General features: G+C 60.2%; 11 protein-coding genes. 1 reads left to right on the top strand and 10 read right to left on the bottom strand.

Going from position 1 to position 14,361, the window contains the following annotated elements:
• Positions 1 to 27 precede the first annotated feature (27 nt).
• The 10 genes from ltrA to RHM69_RS08025 all read right to left on the bottom strand — a co-directional run bounded on the left by ltrA (position 28) and on the right by RHM69_RS08025 (position 12,594).
• The gene (ltrA, locus tag RHM69_RS08070) at positions 28 to 1,449 is read right to left on the bottom strand and encodes a group II intron reverse transcriptase/maturase (protein WP_011805433.1); all 1,422 of its coding nucleotides are present in this window, start codon (positions 1,447 to 1,449) and stop codon (positions 28 to 30) included.
• A gap of 519 nt (positions 1,450 to 1,968) precedes the next feature.
• Positions 1,969 to 3,294, bottom strand: a complete 1,326-nt coding sequence (gene aceA / locus RHM69_RS08065) for an isocitrate lyase (RefSeq protein ID WP_003174717.1) — start codon at positions 3,292 to 3,294, stop codon at positions 1,969 to 1,971.
• A 493-nt stretch (positions 3,295 to 3,787) separates the two neighbouring features.
• Complete coding sequence (locus RHM69_RS08060) at positions 3,788 to 4,525, bottom strand: secretin N-terminal domain-containing protein (RefSeq protein ID WP_014718909.1); 738 nt, start codon at positions 4,523 to 4,525, stop codon at positions 3,788 to 3,790.
• Positions 4,526 to 4,751: 226 nt separating this feature from the next.
• Positions 4,752 to 5,174, bottom strand: a complete 423-nt coding sequence (locus RHM69_RS08055) for a GNAT family N-acetyltransferase (protein ID WP_019816711.1) — start codon at positions 5,172 to 5,174, stop codon at positions 4,752 to 4,754.
• On the bottom strand, positions 5,167 to 6,333 hold the full coding sequence (locus RHM69_RS08050) for a cupin domain-containing protein (protein ID WP_014718907.1): 1,167 nt from the start codon (positions 6,331 to 6,333) through the stop codon (positions 5,167 to 5,169). Before RHM69_RS08050 ends, RHM69_RS08055 begins: the two co-directional genes overlap by 8 nt.
• Before the next feature lie 84 nt (positions 6,334 to 6,417).
• Positions 6,418 to 7,788 (bottom strand): adenylosuccinate lyase, encoded by a 1,371-nt coding sequence (purB, locus tag RHM69_RS08045; protein ID WP_019816712.1) that lies wholly within the window; start codon positions 7,786 to 7,788, stop codon positions 6,418 to 6,420.
• 125 nt (positions 7,789 to 7,913) lie between these two features.
• Positions 7,914 to 8,537 (bottom strand): high frequency lysogenization protein HflD, encoded by a 624-nt coding sequence (gene hflD, locus RHM69_RS08040; RefSeq protein WP_019816713.1) that lies wholly within the window; start codon positions 8,535 to 8,537, stop codon positions 7,914 to 7,916.
• A complete protein-coding gene (gene mnmA, locus RHM69_RS08035; RefSeq protein ID WP_014718905.1) occupies positions 8,534 to 9,658 on the bottom strand; it encodes a tRNA 2-thiouridine(34) synthase MnmA in 1,125 nt (374 codons plus the stop codon). The genes hflD and mnmA overlap by 4 nt, the downstream gene beginning before the upstream one ends.
• A 59-nt stretch (positions 9,659 to 9,717) precedes the next feature.
• Entirely contained in the window at positions 9,718 to 10,164 is a 447-nt protein-coding gene (locus tag RHM69_RS08030; RefSeq protein WP_014718904.1) for an NUDIX hydrolase, read from the bottom strand.
• 204 nt (positions 10,165 to 10,368) lie between these two features.
• Positions 10,369 to 12,594 (bottom strand): NADP-dependent isocitrate dehydrogenase, encoded by a 2,226-nt coding sequence (locus tag RHM69_RS08025; RefSeq protein WP_014718903.1) that lies wholly within the window; start codon positions 12,592 to 12,594, stop codon positions 10,369 to 10,371.
• A 483-nt stretch (positions 12,595 to 13,077) separates the two neighbouring features.
• Between RHM69_RS08025 and icd the strand changes: the two genes are divergently transcribed.
• Entirely contained in the window at positions 13,078 to 14,334 is a 1,257-nt protein-coding gene (gene icd / locus RHM69_RS08020; protein WP_005789095.1) for an NADP-dependent isocitrate dehydrogenase, read from the top strand.
• The last annotated feature ends 27 nt before the right edge of the window (positions 14,335 to 14,361 follow it).

Here is a 14,361-nt window from a genome sequence, read left to right as displayed (position 1 = left end):
CGTACGTACGGTTCCGTATACGGCGGTTCAGGTTATACGGTTAAGTCGGTTTATCGTATCCAGTATCGAGACCAGCCCGAGGCGGTCCCACAGCTTCTTCGGCAACGCCTGATTCATATGGGGCGCTCCCGAGTTCCACCATGGGCCTCGGCCATTGACTGCCGATTTCCACGCCCGCGCCGCATTAAGTCCCAAGCGTATCAAGTTGCGCGCCCTCGTAGAGGGCCGCTTCCATTGACGCCAGACGATACAGCGAAGCTTGTGACGCACCCAGCCGTCCAATTCCTCAAGTGGCCGTCTGCTCTGGCTCAGCTTGAAGTAGCCCGCCCATCCGCGCAGCACGGGGTTTATCCGCTCGATGACAGTCGCCACCTTGTGGCCCCGCGCTTTACGTAGCAGCTCTCTGAGCCGGTCGCGCAAGCGACCCAGGCTCATCGTCGCCACTCTCAGTCTCGGTTGCTGATGCCAGCTCATCCCGTAACCCAAGTAATCACACATCCAAGACCCGGCTACTCGGCTCTTATCCCGATTCAGCGTTAGTTTCAGGCGCTGATTCAGGAAGCGCTCAACACTGGCCATCACTCGTTCGCCAGCACGAGGGCTGCGCACATAGATGTTCGCATCGTCGGCATAACGCACGAAGCGATGACCCCGCCGTTCCAGCTCGCGGTCGAGTTCGTTGAGCAGGATGTTCGACAGCAACGGCGAGAGCGGGCCGCCTTGCGGCGTCCCTTCCTGCCGTCGGCTGGCGATCCCACCCGACATCTCACCGGCTTGGAGGTACCGCCGGATCAGTCTGAGCACGCGTTTATCTACGATTTGGCGCGCCACGTACGCCATCAGGAGATCGTGGTTGACCCGGTCAAAGAATTTCTCAAGATCGAGTTCCACGCACCAGCGATGCCCTGCCGCCACATGGGCGCGGGCTGTCTCGATGGCTTGGTGGGCGCTTCTGCCCGGACGGAAGCCGTAGCTGTAATCCGAAAACAGCGGGTCGAAGATCGGCGTGAGCTGTTGCAGCAGTGCCTGTTGGATCAGGCGATCCACGACGCAGGGAATGCCCAGTTGTCGGGTGCCGCCTTTGGGTTTGGGGATGTCGACGGCGCGTACACCTTGCGGGTGGTATTCGCCGGCCAGCAACCTCCTCTGGAGGATCGGCCAATACTGATTCACGTAGTCCGCCAAGTCGTCGACCGTCATGCCATCGGCACCCGGCGCGCCCTTGTTGCTGACCACGCGCTGATACGCACGTCTGAGGTTGGCCGGTGCAAGCACCCGCGCCATCAGCGTGTCCGGCTCCGCGTTCGTCCACGTCACAGATGCCGTCGATACCTTTGCGCTGTCAGCCGTCATCCTCGGATTCTGTCCGGGACTCGGAGTCACAGTCTTCTCTTGGAGAAATTTCTGCATTTCGGTATTCAACGAGACTCTGACGCCTACTGGCGGCATAACCTGTTCGGCCCTTGGTGGCGCGGTTATTCGCCACTTACTACGGCTTCGGCTGACTTCTGCACGCTCATCCCATCGCCTCTCGACGCTCGGTAGCACACTGGCAAACGTGCAGATCTCCCAGGGTAATTCGCGCGACCTTCCTGCTTATGCCTGTCGGATCTACGTCACAGCGTTCCGTGCAAGTATTGGGCTTTGAAGATTTTGGCCTTCTTACCCCGCTGCGCCGCCTCTATCCGCTTCCTGTTCGTCAGGCCAGCATTTTGCCTCGGGCTTCCTTCAGATTCGCAGTCACCCGCGACACCCTTGCCTCTGGCTAACACTTCCCCTTGCCGGGTGTGTAGAGGACTTTCACCTCCCAGTCACCAGCGTGGCCACCACAGCCAAGCTGGTTGCGCTTGCGCGCAACGCGCCATGCCTGGCGCACCAAAAAAACGCCCCGAACCAGTCGGGGCGTGATTGTTGCGCGGCACTGCGGTTAGGTCTTCCGTGGGGCCGCAGTGGCCGTGTACGCGGTACTTAGTGGAACTGCTCTTCTTCGGTCGAACCGGTCAGCGCGGTCACGGACGAGGTGCCGCCCTGGATCACGGTGGTCATGTCGTCGAAGTAGCCGGTGCCCACTTCCTGCTGGTGCGCCACGAAGGTGTAGCCTTTGGCGGCGTCTGCGAATTCCTGCTCCTGCAGCTTCACGTAGGCGGTCATGTCGTTGCGGGCGTAGTCGTGCGCCAGGTTGAACATGCTGTGCCACATGTTGTGGATACCGGCCAGGGTGATGAACTGGTGCTTGTAGCCCATGGCCGACAGCTCACGCTGGAACTTGGCGATGGTCGCGTCGTCCAGGTTCTTCTTCCAGTTGAAGGAAGGCGAGCAGTTGTAGGACAGCAGTTGGTCCGGGTATTCCTTCTTGATCGCTTCGGCAAAGCGGCGTGCTTCGTCCAGGTCTGGCTTGGCGGTTTCGCACCAGATCAGATCGGCGTACGGCGCGTAGGCCAGGCCACGGGCGATTGCCTGGTCGAGGCCGGCGCGCACTTTATAGAAGCCTTCCTGGGTGCGCTCGCCGGTAACGAATGGTTGGTCGTACGGGTCGCAGTCCGAGGTCAGCAAGTCTGCCGCGTTGGCGTCGGTACGGGCCAGGATGATGGTCGGTGTACCGGCAACGTCAGCGGCCAGGCGAGCGGCGGTCAGCTTCTGTACAGCTTCCTGGGTCGGTACCAGTACCTTGCCACCCATGTGGCCGCATTTTTTCACCGAAGCCAGCTGGTCTTCGAAGTGCACGCCGGCAGCGCCTGCCTCGATCATGCTCTTCATCAGCTCGTAGGCGTTGAGTACGCCACCGAAACCGGCTTCGGCGTCGGCCACGATTGGCGCGAAGTAGTCGATGTAGCCTTCATCGCCTGGGTTCTTGCCGGCTTTCCACTGGATCTGGTCGGCACGACGGAACGAGTTGTTGATGCGCTTGACCACGGTTGGTACCGAGTCCACCGGGTACAGCGATTGGTCGGGGTACATGGATTCAGCGGAGTTGTTGTCCGCTGCCACTTGCCAACCGGACAGGTAGATCGCCTGGATACCGGCTTTTACCTGCTGGACTGCCTGGCCGCCAGTGAGGGCGCCCATGCAGTTGACGAAATCTTTGTCGGGACGGAAAGAAGGCTTGGCACCCTGAGTGACCAGGTTCCACAGCTTCTCGGCGCCGAGTTTTGCGAAGGTGTGCTCAGGTTGGACCGAGCCACGCAGGCGGACGACGTCAGCAGCGGAATAAGCGCGGGTCACGCCTTTCCAGCGTGGGTTTTCAGCCCAGTCTTTTTCAAGGGCTGCAATTTGCTGTTCGCGTGTCAGTGCCATGGGGAAAAACCTCGTCGCGTCTTGTTTGAAGTATCCGTTTGCCAGCCCGGCATTCGTTGCCTGGGTAGGATTGCTCGCTGACCAGAAGCTTTGGTGTTCAAGTCAAATCTGACGGAGGTAGGCGACGGGATGAACGATGGGGCTCAAGGGGGAGTTGAGCAGGTAAGGGCAAACTGCGAACGGTCTTCGGGCGTCGTGGGCCTTTGTACGATCCATCAGTGTGTAGCCGGGTTACCTGGTTAGCTTCCGTCCCTCGGGACAACTTCGTTCCAGTCGCAACCAACGTCAAACACACCTTGTGGGCGGTACAGACACGAATCGGCTCAGGTGGGTAGCTTAGAGCGGCGATCCGAAGGCCCTTGCCAGGGCCCCTGATTAGCGGGAGCGAGGCCATCATGCCCATGCTTTTTTGGCTCGTCAAATGTTTTGTAGTGCTTTTTTTATGGCACTACATCTTTAGTCTAATGCGACTTGCCAGTCAGTTTTCGGTGCTTCAGTTCAGGGTGTCGACCTTGACCCGTAAAGTCAGGTCATCGCGGCCCTGAGTAGAGTAGCTGCGGGTTGTAGAGGATTTGTCCGCCTGGGTTTCACGATTGATGCCGGCCAGGGGAATCCATTCGCCCAGGCGGCCGCTGACAGTTGTGTCGGTGCTTTGCACGTTCACTACATCGGGACGTTCCTGGCTCATGCGGTCACGGTTGGTACTGATGGCCAGGTGTACGGTCTCGCCGGTGACGCTGGCGGTCACGTAAAAGCCCTGGGTGACGTTGCGATACTGGGTCTGGTTTTGCAGACGGCCGTAGCTGTCCTGTTGCGTGGTGGTCAGCGGTACGCTCTGGCCGACCTGGATCAGCGCAGGCACGCCTTCGCTGGCCTGGATCTGCTGCACGCCACCGTCGCGGCTGGCAGTGCCGTAGCTGATGATGCGGGTCTGGCTGTCACCACTGTTCTGTTGGTTGTTCTCGTTGGTATCGACGGTGATCAGCAAACGTTTGGCCGGTGTATCCAATTGGCCGAGCAGTGCGCGCAAGCCCTCGATCCTGGCGGGCTCAGCGTTAACGATAAGCTGGTTGCCGTAGGCGCTGACGGTGCCGTCCTTGCCAATGAAGTTCTGCGCCACGGGCAGCAGGTCGGCGCTGGTGCGGTTGTTCAGGTTGACGACTTCAGTGGCGGCCATGGCGCAAGCGCTGACGGTCATCACGAGGGCGGTGAGCAGGGTGCGTAGGGACATGTCCGTTATCTCTGCGAGTCATTTGCTTGATAGTGCCAGTTTGTCGGCCTGGCAGGGCGCAAGTTGAATCGTAGACGGCAAAATGCCCTGGCAGGCAGGGCATTCAGGATGTTGCTGAAATAGCTATCGCAGGCAAGCCAGCTCCCACACTTGACCGAGTACAACCTTTGGAATGTGGTCAGTGTGGGAGCTGGCTTGCCTGCGATGCAGGCGACGCGGACTCGGGTCAGTCCCCGCGCACCATATCCACATGCGGAATCCCGACCTCAAGAAACTCATCGCTGACGATCTTGAAGCCCAGCCGCTCATAGAACGGCGCCGCATACACCTGCGCACTCAGGAATTGCCGGGTCTGGCCGCGTTTCACCGCCTCGCCGATCACCGCTTCCATCAGCTTGTCGCCGACTTTCAGCCCACGCCAGTCCTTGAGCACTGATACCCGACCGATCTCGCCGCTGGGCAGCAATCGAGCGGTGCCAATCGGGAAATCACCTTCGTATGCAAGAAAATGCATGGCGCTGGCATCGTCCGCGTCCCACTCCAATTCAGGCGGGACCGATTGTTCAGCGATGAATACCGCTTCACGAATGCGCCGAATCTCGTCGATATCCTTTCGCCAGTCCGCGACACTTACGTGAATTCTATTCATCCGCGAACCCCAGGCTGCCTTGCTTGACCAGTTCGCACAGCAGGTCGCGACCGTCTTCGTCGGCCAGCCACTCGCCCAGGTTTTCGCTGTGCAGTGCATCGGCCGAGCACACCAGCTTCAACAGTTCACGCAGTTTGCCCGGCAGGTAACGGCTCTGGCCACTGGCAAACAACAGTACATCGTCGTCCACTTCGGACCAGGCCAGGCGTGCGCTCGGGTTGCGTACCAGGATCGCGCCGTCTTGCAGGCTGTTGATGAAGTCTTCTTCGCCCAACTCTTCGCCGGCCACCAGTTCCGGGTAGCGTGGCTCGGTCATGAACTGGCCGAACCAGGTCAGCAGCATGCGCTCATCGCTCATGTGCTCGGCGAGCAAGCCCTTGAGGCGGTCCAGTGCGTCGCCCTGGATCTGGTGCGGGTCGCTGACCGGCTGGGCGTCTGCGTCGGTGTAGCGCTCTTCGTCGGTCAGGTACTGGCTGAGGAAGTCGGTGAAGTGGGTCAGCACTTCAGCGGCGCTCGGTGCACGGAAACCCACGGAATAGGTCATGCAGTCGTCTTCAGCAATACCGAAATGGGCCAGGCGCGGCGGCAGGTAGAGCATGTCGCCCGGTTCCAGCACCCATTCGGCGCTTTCTTCGAATTCTGCGAGGATGCGCAGGTCGGCGTGTTGCAGCAACGGGCTTTCGGAATTGCACATCTGGCCGATCTTCCAGTTGCGCTTGCCCTGGGCTTGCAGCAGGAACACATCGTAGTTATCGAAATGCGGACCGACGCTGCCACCCGGCGCGGCGAAGCTGATCATCACATCATCGATACGCCAGCTCGGCAGGAAGCGGAAGTGCTCCAGCAGCTCAGCCACTTCCGGCACGAACTGGTCGACCGCCTGCACCAGCAGGGTCCACTCGCGCTCGGGCAGGGTGCTGAAAGCGTCTTCGGCGAACGGGCCGCGACGCAGTTCCCACGGGCGCTCGCCGTGTTCGATCACCAGGCGCGACTCGACTTCTTCTTCCAGGGCCAGGCCTGCCAGTTCGTCGGCGTCGATCGGGCTTTCGAAGTCAGGGATGGCCTGGCGGATCAGCAGCGGTTTTTTCTGCCAGTAGTCGCGCAGGAATTCCCGTGCCGTGATGCCGCCCAGAAGTTGAAGAGGGATATCAGGATTCATGTGTAACCTATTGAAAAAAAGCACTTTTAAGACAGGAATAAAAACGCCCGGCGCGGCCGGGCGTCTCAAAGGAGCTTGCTTGGATCAGATGCGCTTGGCTTGCTCTACAGCGTTGCCGATGTAGTTGGCCGGGGTGAGCAGCTTCAGCTCGGCCTTGGCCGCGGCTGGCATGTCCAGGCCGTCGATGAAAGTTTGCAGTGCTTCGGGGCTGATGCCCTTGCCGCGCGTCAATTCTTTCAGCTTCTCGTAGGGGTTTTCGATGTTGTAGCGGCGCATCACGGTCTGGATCGGCTCGGCCAATACTTCCCAGCACGCGTCCAGGTCAGCGGCAATCTTCTGCTCGTTGAGCTCCAGCTTGCTGATGCCTTTGAGGCTGGCTTCGTACGCGATCACGCTGTGGGCAAAGCCGACACCGAGGTTGCGCAATACGGTGGAGTCGGTCAGGTCGCGCTGCCAGCGAGAGATCGGCAACTTGCTGGCCAGGTGCTGGAACAGGGCGTTGGCGATACCCAGGTTGCCTTCGGAGTTTTCGAAGTCGATCGGGTTGACCTTGTGCGGCATGGTCGATGAACCGATTTCGCCTGCAATAGTGCGCTGCTTGAAGTAGCCCAGGGAGATGTAGCCCCAGATATCGCGATCGAAATCGATCAGGATGGTGTTGAAGCGTGCAATCGCGTCGAACAGCTCGGCGATGTAGTCGTGGGGTTCGATCTGCGTGGTGTAGGGGTTGAAACCCAGGCCCAATTCGTCTTCGATGAAGGCGCGGGCGTTGGCTTCCCAGTCGATCTCAGGGTAGGCCGACAGGTGGGCGTTGTAGTTGCCTACGGCGCCGTTGATCTTGCCCAGCAATGGCACGGCGGCGACTTGGGCGATCTGGCGCTCCAGGCGGTACACCACGTTGGCCAGTTCTTTGCCCAGGGTCGTCGGCGAGGCCGGCTGGCCGTGGGTGCGCGACAGCATCGGCACGGCAGCGAAACGGATCGCCAGCTCGCGGATGGCTTCGGCGGTCTGGCGCATCAGCGGCAGCATCACGTCATCACGGCCTTCGCGCAGCATCAGGGCGTGGGACAGGTTGTTGATGTCCTCGCTGGTGCAGGCAAAGTGGATGAACTCGCTGACCTGGGCCAGTTCCGGCAGTTGGGCCGCTTGCTCTTTGAGCAGGTATTCGATGGCTTTGACGTCGTGGTTGGTGGTGCGCTCGATCTCTTTGACACGCTCGGCGTTCTCCAGGGAGAAGTTTTCCGCCAGGGTGTTCAATACAGCGTTGGCTTCGGCGGAAAACGCCGGCACTTCGCTGATGGCGGGGTGAGCGGCCAGGCGCTGGAGCCAGCGCACTTCAACCAGGACACGGGCACGGATCAGGCCGTACTCGCTGAAAATAGGGCGCAGGGCCTGGGTTTTGCCGGCGTAGCGGCCGTCAACAGGGGAAACCGCAGTGAGCGAAGAGAGCTGCATGGGGTGTTCTCGGACAGTCGGGCAACGAAATGGGGCGCGTATCATACATGAAAAAATCCGCCGGTCCGTCGCCAACTGACCGGCGTATTACGCGTAATGGCTTGAAAACAGCCTGCTGGTGCGACTTATTCGTTGCGCATCAACGGGTAAAGCTCTTTGAGCAATTTGCGTCGGCTGATCACCAACTGCCAGCGATGACCGCCCAGTTGGCGCCACAAGCGTGCCGAACGAATACCGGCCAGGAGCAGGGCGCGGATTTTCGACGCGTTGTTGGGTTGCTGCAGGTTGCGCATGTCGCCGTGCACCTGGATGCGCTGGCGCAGGGTGCTCAAGGTGTCCTGGTACAGCGCACCTACGGCTGCGATCACGTTTTCGTGGGCCGGGCCGAAGTGTTCTACCTGGGACTGGATCTGCGGCAGGCGCTTGCCGATGGTGTCCAGCAGGTCGTCGCGCTTGGCCAGTTGGCGCTCAAGGCCGAGCATCGACAGGGCATAGCGCAACGGTTCGCGCTGCAGAGTGCTGGGGTCGCGCTCCAAGGCGCCGATCAGGGCGCGATAGCCTTCACGCAGGGCCAGGTCGTCACCGCCGTAAACCTCAAGGGTGTCCTTGGGATCGCGGATCAGCAGGCTGCCGAGCATGCAGGTCAGGCCGGCCTCAGTGACCTGGCCGGTCTTGGCGATCTTGTCCACCAGTACCGCAGCGAGAAAGACACCGCCAAGGGCCGTCAATTGCTCCTGGGTCGGGCTCATGCCGGGTTGCTCCAGGCTTGCGCGACTTCAATCACGCCGCCGCCCAGGCAGATTTCGCCGTCATAGAACACCACGGACTGGCCAGGGGTGACCGCGCGCTGCGGGTCATCGAAGGTGGCACGGTAGCCGGTGGCGGTCTTTTCCAGGGTGCAGGGCTGGTCGCTCTGGCGATAACGCACTTTGGCGGTCAGGCGGCGCGGGGTGCTCAAGTCGATAGGGTTGACCCAATAGATCTCGGAAGCGAGCAGGGCGCCGGAGAACAGCAGCGGGTGCTCGTTGCCTTGGCCGACCACCAGCACGTTGTTTTCCAGGTCTTTGACCAGCACGTACCACGGCTCTTCACCGGCGTCCTTCAAACCGCCAATACCCAGGCCCTGGCGCTGGCCGATGGTGTGGTACATCAGGCCGTGGTGGCGGCCGATCACTTCACCCTCGGTGGTCTTGATCTCGCCCGGTTGCGCCGGCAGGTATTGCTTGAGGAAATCACTGAAGCGCCGCTCGCCGATAAAGCAGATACCGGTGGAATCTTTCTTCTTGGCGGTGGCCAGGCCGTGTTTCTCGGCAATTTTGCGCACTTCGGGCTTTTCCAGCTCGCCGACCGGAAACAGGGTCTTGGCGATCTGCTCACCACCGACGGCGTGCAGGAAGTAGCTCTGGTCCTTGTTCGGGTCCAGGCCCTTGAGCAATTCGGTGCGGCCATCGATATCGCGACGGCGCACGTAGTGGCCGGTAGCTATCAGGTCGGCGCCGAGCATCATGGCGTAGTCGAGGAAGGCCTTGAACTTGATTTCGCGGTTACACAGGATGTCCGGGTTCGGCGTGCGGCCGGCCTTGTATTCGGCCAGGAAGTGCTCGAACACGTTGTCCCAGTACTCGGCGGCGAAGTTGGCGGTGTGCAGCTTGATGCCGATCTTGTCGCACACGGCCTGGGCGTCCGCGAGGTCGTCCATGGCGGTGCAGTATTCGGTTCCATCGTCTTCTTCCCAGTTCTTCATGAACAGGCCTTCCACCTCATAACCCTGCTCCATGAGCAGAACGGCGGAAACGGAAGAGTCCACGCCGCCGGACATGCCGACGATGACGCGCTTCTTTTGTGTGTCAGAAGGGGCTGAATCACGCATAGGGTTTCAACGGGTGTCTTGAAAAAGGACGCGATTCTAGCAGGCCTGGGCCCGCAAGGCTAAAGAGAAGGGCGGATCAATTCGAGACTGTGGCATTGGCCGGCCAGATAATCATCGATGCAGCGGATAATCAGCTCGCTGCGCCAGTCGTCGCGCACGGCCATCAGCTCGTCACGGGTCAGCCAGCGGGCGCGCAGGATGCCTTCGTCGAGTTGATAGTCCGGGCGGTGTCTCAGGGCCTTGGCGATAAAGCAGACCCGTTGATAGGTGACGCCATTGCTGGGTGCGGTGTACAGGTAGATGCCGACGATGCCGGTAGCTTCCACGTCCCAGCCGGTTTCTTCCAGCGTTTCGCGCACGGCAGCTTCGGTCAGGGTTTCGTTCGGGTCCAGATGGCCGGCGGGCTGGTTGAGCACGGCGCGGCCGCCCTTGAGTTCTTCGACCATCAGGAAGCGGCCGTTGTCTTCGACGATGGTGGCGACGGTGATGTGGGGGAGCCAGGTCATTGCGAACCTCGGTATCTGGAAGGTGGCATGCTCAATGTGGGAGCTGGCTTGCCTGCGATGGCGGTGGGTCAGCTACGCCTGTATGAACTGACAGACTGCAATCGCAGGCAAGCCAGCTCCCACATTGGATTGGGTTTCTTCAATGAAGTCCCTACAAGCAGAAACCCCGGCACTGGGCCGGGGCTTCTTCGCATCCTTACAACCTTACTTCAACTTGGCAATCGCCGCATTGAGGGTGTTGCTCGGGCGCATGGCCTTGCTGGTCAGCTCTGGGTTCGGCGCGTAGTAGCCGCCGATGTCCACTGGCTTGCCCTGTACGGCGTTGAGTTCGGCAACGATGGTTGCTTCGTTCTCGGCCAGGGTTTTGGCCAATTCGCCAAACTGCGCTTGCAGTGCAGTGTCTTCGGTCTGGGCCGCCAGGGCTTGTGCCCAGTACAGCGCCAGGTAGAAGTGGCTGCCGCGGTTGTCGATGTTGCCGACCTTGCGCGATGGCGACTTGTTGTTGTCCAGGAACTGGCCGGTGGCCTGGTCCAGGGTCTTGGACAGTACCAGCGCTTTCGGGTTGTTGTACGTCACACCCAAATGCTCGAGGGACGCGGCCAGGGCCAGGAACTCGCCCAGGGAATCCCAGCGCAGGAAGTTTTCTTCCAGCAGTTGCTGCACGTGCTTTGGAGCCGAACCGCCAGCACCGGTTTCGAACAGGCCACCGCCATTCATCAGCGGCACGATCGACAGCATCTTGGCGCTGGTGCCCAGTTCCATGATCGGGAACAGGTCGGTCAGGTAGTCGCGCAGTACGTTGCCGGTCACCGAGATGGTGTCCAGGCCCTTGCGGGTGCGCTCCAGGGTGAACTTCATCGCATCGACCGGGGCCATGATGCGGATGTCCAGGCCTTCGGTGTTGTGATCTTTCAGGTAGGTCTGAACTTTCTCGACCACCACGCCATCGTGCGCGCGCTTAGGGTCCAGCCAGAAAATGGCCGGGGTGTTGCTGGCGCGGGCACGGTTGACGGCGAGCTTGACCCAGTCCTGGATCGGCGCGTCTTTGGTCTGGCACATGCGGAAGATGTCGCCAGCTTCGACGTTCTGTTCCATCAGCAGGTTGCCCTGGCTGTCGGTGACGCGGACAACGCCGTCAGCCTTGATCTGGAAGGTCTTGTCGTGGGAGCCGTACTCTTCGGCTTTCTTCGCCATCAGGCCAACGTTTGGCACGCTGCCCATGGTGGTGGGGTCGAAGGCGCCATTGGCCTTGCAGTCTTCGATGACCGCCTGGTAGATGGTGGCGTAGCAGCGATCCGGGATCACAGCCTTGGTGTCGTGCAACTGGCCGTCGGTGCCCCACATCTTGCCGGAGTCACGGATCATCGCTGGCATCGAGGCGTCGACGATGACGTCGCTCGGCACGTGCAGGTTGGTGATGCCTTTGTCGGAGTTGACCATCGCCAGGGCAGGGCGAACGGCGTAGACCGCCTGGATATCGGCTTCGATCTGCGCCTGCTGGTCGGCCGGCAGGGCCTTGATGCGGGCGTACAGGTCGCCGATGCCGTTGTTCAGGTTGAAGCCGATCTGTTCCAGCACGGTCGCGTGCTTGGCCAGGGCGTCTTTATAGAACTCGGCAACGATCTGGCCGAACATGATCGGGTCGGAGACCTTCATCATGGTGGCTTTCAAGTGAACCGACAGCAGCACGCCTTGCTTCTTGGCGTCTTCGATTTCAGCGGCGATGAAGCTGCGCAGGGCTTTCTTGCTCAGCACGGCGGTGTCGATGATTTCGCCGGCCTGAACGCTGGTCTTTTCCTTCAGGACGGTGGTGGTGCCGTCCTTCGCAACCAGCGCAATTTTGACCGCGTCAGCGGTTTCGATCTGCACGGCTTTTTCGCTGCCGTAGAAGTCGCCGTTGTTCATGTGGGCAATGTGCGACTTGGAGTCGGCAGCCCAGGCGCCCATCTTGTGCGGGTGCTTGCGTGCGTAGTTCTTGACCGACAGCGGTGCGCGACGGTCGGAGTTGCCTTCGCGCAGTACCGGGTTCACGGCGCTGCCCTTGACCTTGTCGTAACGTGCACGGGTTTCTTTTTCCGCGTCGGTGGTTACGGTTTCAGGGTAGTCCGGCAGGGCGTAGCCCTGGGCCTGCAGTTCCTTGATCGCGGCTTGCAACTGCGGGGTCGAGGCGCTGATGTTGGGAAGCTTGATGATGTTGGCTTCAGGCGTAACGGCCAGGTCGCCCAGTTCGGCGAGGTGGTCCGGGATGGCCTTGGTGCCCAGTTGCTCGGGGAAGCTTGCGAGGATGCGCCCGGCGAGGGAAATGTCGCGGGTTTCCACGGCAATATCAGCGGAAGCGGTGAAGGCCTCTACGATAGGCAGCAGTGAATAGGTGGCGAGGGCTGGGGCTTCGTCGGTGAAGGTGTAGATGATCTTCGAGCGGGTGGGCATATTCGGATTAACTCTCTTCTTTGCTGAAAGCGTGCGCAGAAACTCGAGATGCGCCGGGTAGAGCGCGTTCGTTCAAAGTCATCCATGAGCGAAATGTCGAGGTTTCTTCGCGGTGATGTTGGTTTGCATCAGTCGAGCGTCAAGCGGGTGGGCTATGGTAATAGTCCGGCTTTCTGGCGAAAGGCTACGTTCTAGAGCGGTCCGCCGTCGTGACTCTTTGGTCAGCGGCGGCATTATACATAGGTCGCTATGCTTACGCTGAGCCTTCATACAAAAGGGGGCTCGTCCATTGGTCTAAAGGTCGCAGGTGCGTGGGGTAGTGGGATGTGCTCAAGATTGGCGCTTTTCCCTTTGCTTTCAGGCTTGTAGGCCACCAAATATGCTGTTTTCGATGCAAATGAGCATGGCGTGAGGTTTCAGTCGCCATTTATCTGGAGTAGGCTCGAACGCAGCCAGATGTTCAATCCATAGATGGAGTTCAGCATGGGATACAAGAAGATTCAGGTTCCGGCAGTCGGCGACAAAATCACCGTCAATGCAGACCATTCTCTCAATGTTCCTGACCAACCGATCATCCCCTACATCGAAGGTGACGGTATTGGCGTCGACATCAGCCCGGTGATGATCAAGGTGGTCGACGCCGCTGTTGAAAAGGCTTACGGCGGCAAGCGCAAAATCTCCTGGATGGAGGTGTACGCTGGCGAAAAGGCCACTCAAGTCTACGACCAGGACACCTGGCTGCCCCAGGAAACCCTGGATGCGGTCAAGGATTACGTGGTGTCCATCAAAGGCCCGCTGACAACGCCGGTGGGTGGCGGTATCCGCTCGCTGAACGTAGCGCTGCGCCAGCAACTCGACCTGTATGTGTGCCTGCGCCCGGTGCGCTGGTTCGAAGGCGTGCCCAGTCCGGTGAAAAAGCCTGGCGACGTGGACATGACTATTTTCCGTGAGAACTCCGAGGATATTTACGCGGGCATCGAGTGGAAGGCCGGTTCGCCGGAAGCGATCAAAGTGATCAAGTTCCTCAAGGAAGAAATGGGTGTTACCAAGATCCGTTTCGACCAGGATTGCGGGATTGGCGTCAAGCCGGTCTCCAAAGAGGGTACCAAGCGCCTGGCGCGCAAGGCCTTGCAGTATGTGGTGGATAACGACCGCGACTCGCTGACCATCGTGCACAAAGGCAACATCATGAAGTTCACCGAAGGGGCCTTCAAGGAGTGGGCCTACGAGGTGGCGGCTGAAGAGTTCGGCGCGACTCTGCTCGACGGCGGGCCGTGGATGCAGTTCAAGAATCCCAAGACCGGTAAGAATGTAGTGGTAAAGGATGCCATTGCCGACGCCATGCTCCAGCAGATCCTGCTGCGCCCGGCCGAATATGACGTGATCGCGACCCTCAACCTCAATGGTGATTACCTGTCCGACGCCCTGGCGGCGGAAGTGGGCGGCATTGGTATTGCGCCGGGGGCCAACCTGTCGGACACCGTGGCAATGTTTGAAGCCACCCACGGTACTGCGCCTAAATATGCGGGCAAGGATCAGGTCAACCCTGGTTCATTGATCCTGTCGGCGGAAATGATGCTGCGGCATATGGGCTGGGTCGAGGCGGCGGATCTGATCATCAAGGGCACCAACGGCGCGATTTCGGCCAAGACCGTGACCTATGACTTCGAGCGTCTGATGGATGGCGCTACGTTGGTGTCGTCGTCGGGGTTTGGTGATGCGTTGATCAAGCATATGTAAACAGGCAGAGAAAACCGGCCGCCCTGA

The organism is Pseudomonas sp. CCI1.1, assembly GCF_034348165.1.
In the GTDB taxonomy this organism is placed as follows: Bacteria; Pseudomonadota; Gammaproteobacteria; order Pseudomonadales; family Pseudomonadaceae; genus Aquipseudomonas; species Aquipseudomonas paracarnis.
The sequence above is the reverse complement of the archived record's forward strand: the minus strand, read 5'-3'. Positions and strand labels throughout refer to the sequence as shown.

Coding starts and splice junctions, on each gene's coding strand:
- ltrA (WP_011805433.1), bottom strand. CDS start 1,449: ATGCCGCCAGTAGGCGTCAGAGTCTCGTTGAATACCGAAATGCAGAAA.
- icd (WP_005789095.1), top strand. CDS start 13,078: ATGGGATACAAGAAGATTCAGGTTCCGGCAGTCGGCGACAAAATCACC.
- aceA (WP_003174717.1), bottom strand. CDS start 3,294: ATGGCACTGACACGCGAACAGCAAATTGCAGCCCTTGAAAAAGACTGG.
- RHM69_RS08055 (WP_019816711.1), bottom strand. CDS start 5,174: ATGAATAGAATTCACGTAAGTGTCGCGGACTGGCGAAAGGATATCGAC.
- hflD (WP_019816713.1), bottom strand. CDS start 8,537: ATGAGCCCGACCCAGGAGCAATTGACGGCCCTTGGCGGTGTCTTTCTC.
- mnmA (WP_014718905.1), bottom strand. CDS start 9,658: ATGCGTGATTCAGCCCCTTCTGACACACAAAAGAAGCGCGTCATCGTC.
- RHM69_RS08025 (WP_014718903.1), bottom strand. CDS start 12,594: ATGCCCACCCGCTCGAAGATCATCTACACCTTCACCGACGAAGCCCCA.
- RHM69_RS08030 (WP_014718904.1), bottom strand. CDS start 10,164: ATGACCTGGCTCCCCCACATCACCGTCGCCACCATCGTCGAAGACAAC.
- RHM69_RS08060 (WP_014718909.1), bottom strand. CDS start 4,525: ATGTCCCTACGCACCCTGCTCACCGCCCTCGTGATGACCGTCAGCGCT.
- RHM69_RS08050 (WP_014718907.1), bottom strand. CDS start 6,333: ATGAATCCTGATATCCCTCTTCAACTTCTGGGCGGCATCACGGCACGG.
- purB (WP_019816712.1), bottom strand. CDS start 7,788: ATGCAGCTCTCTTCGCTCACTGCGGTTTCCCCTGTTGACGGCCGCTAC.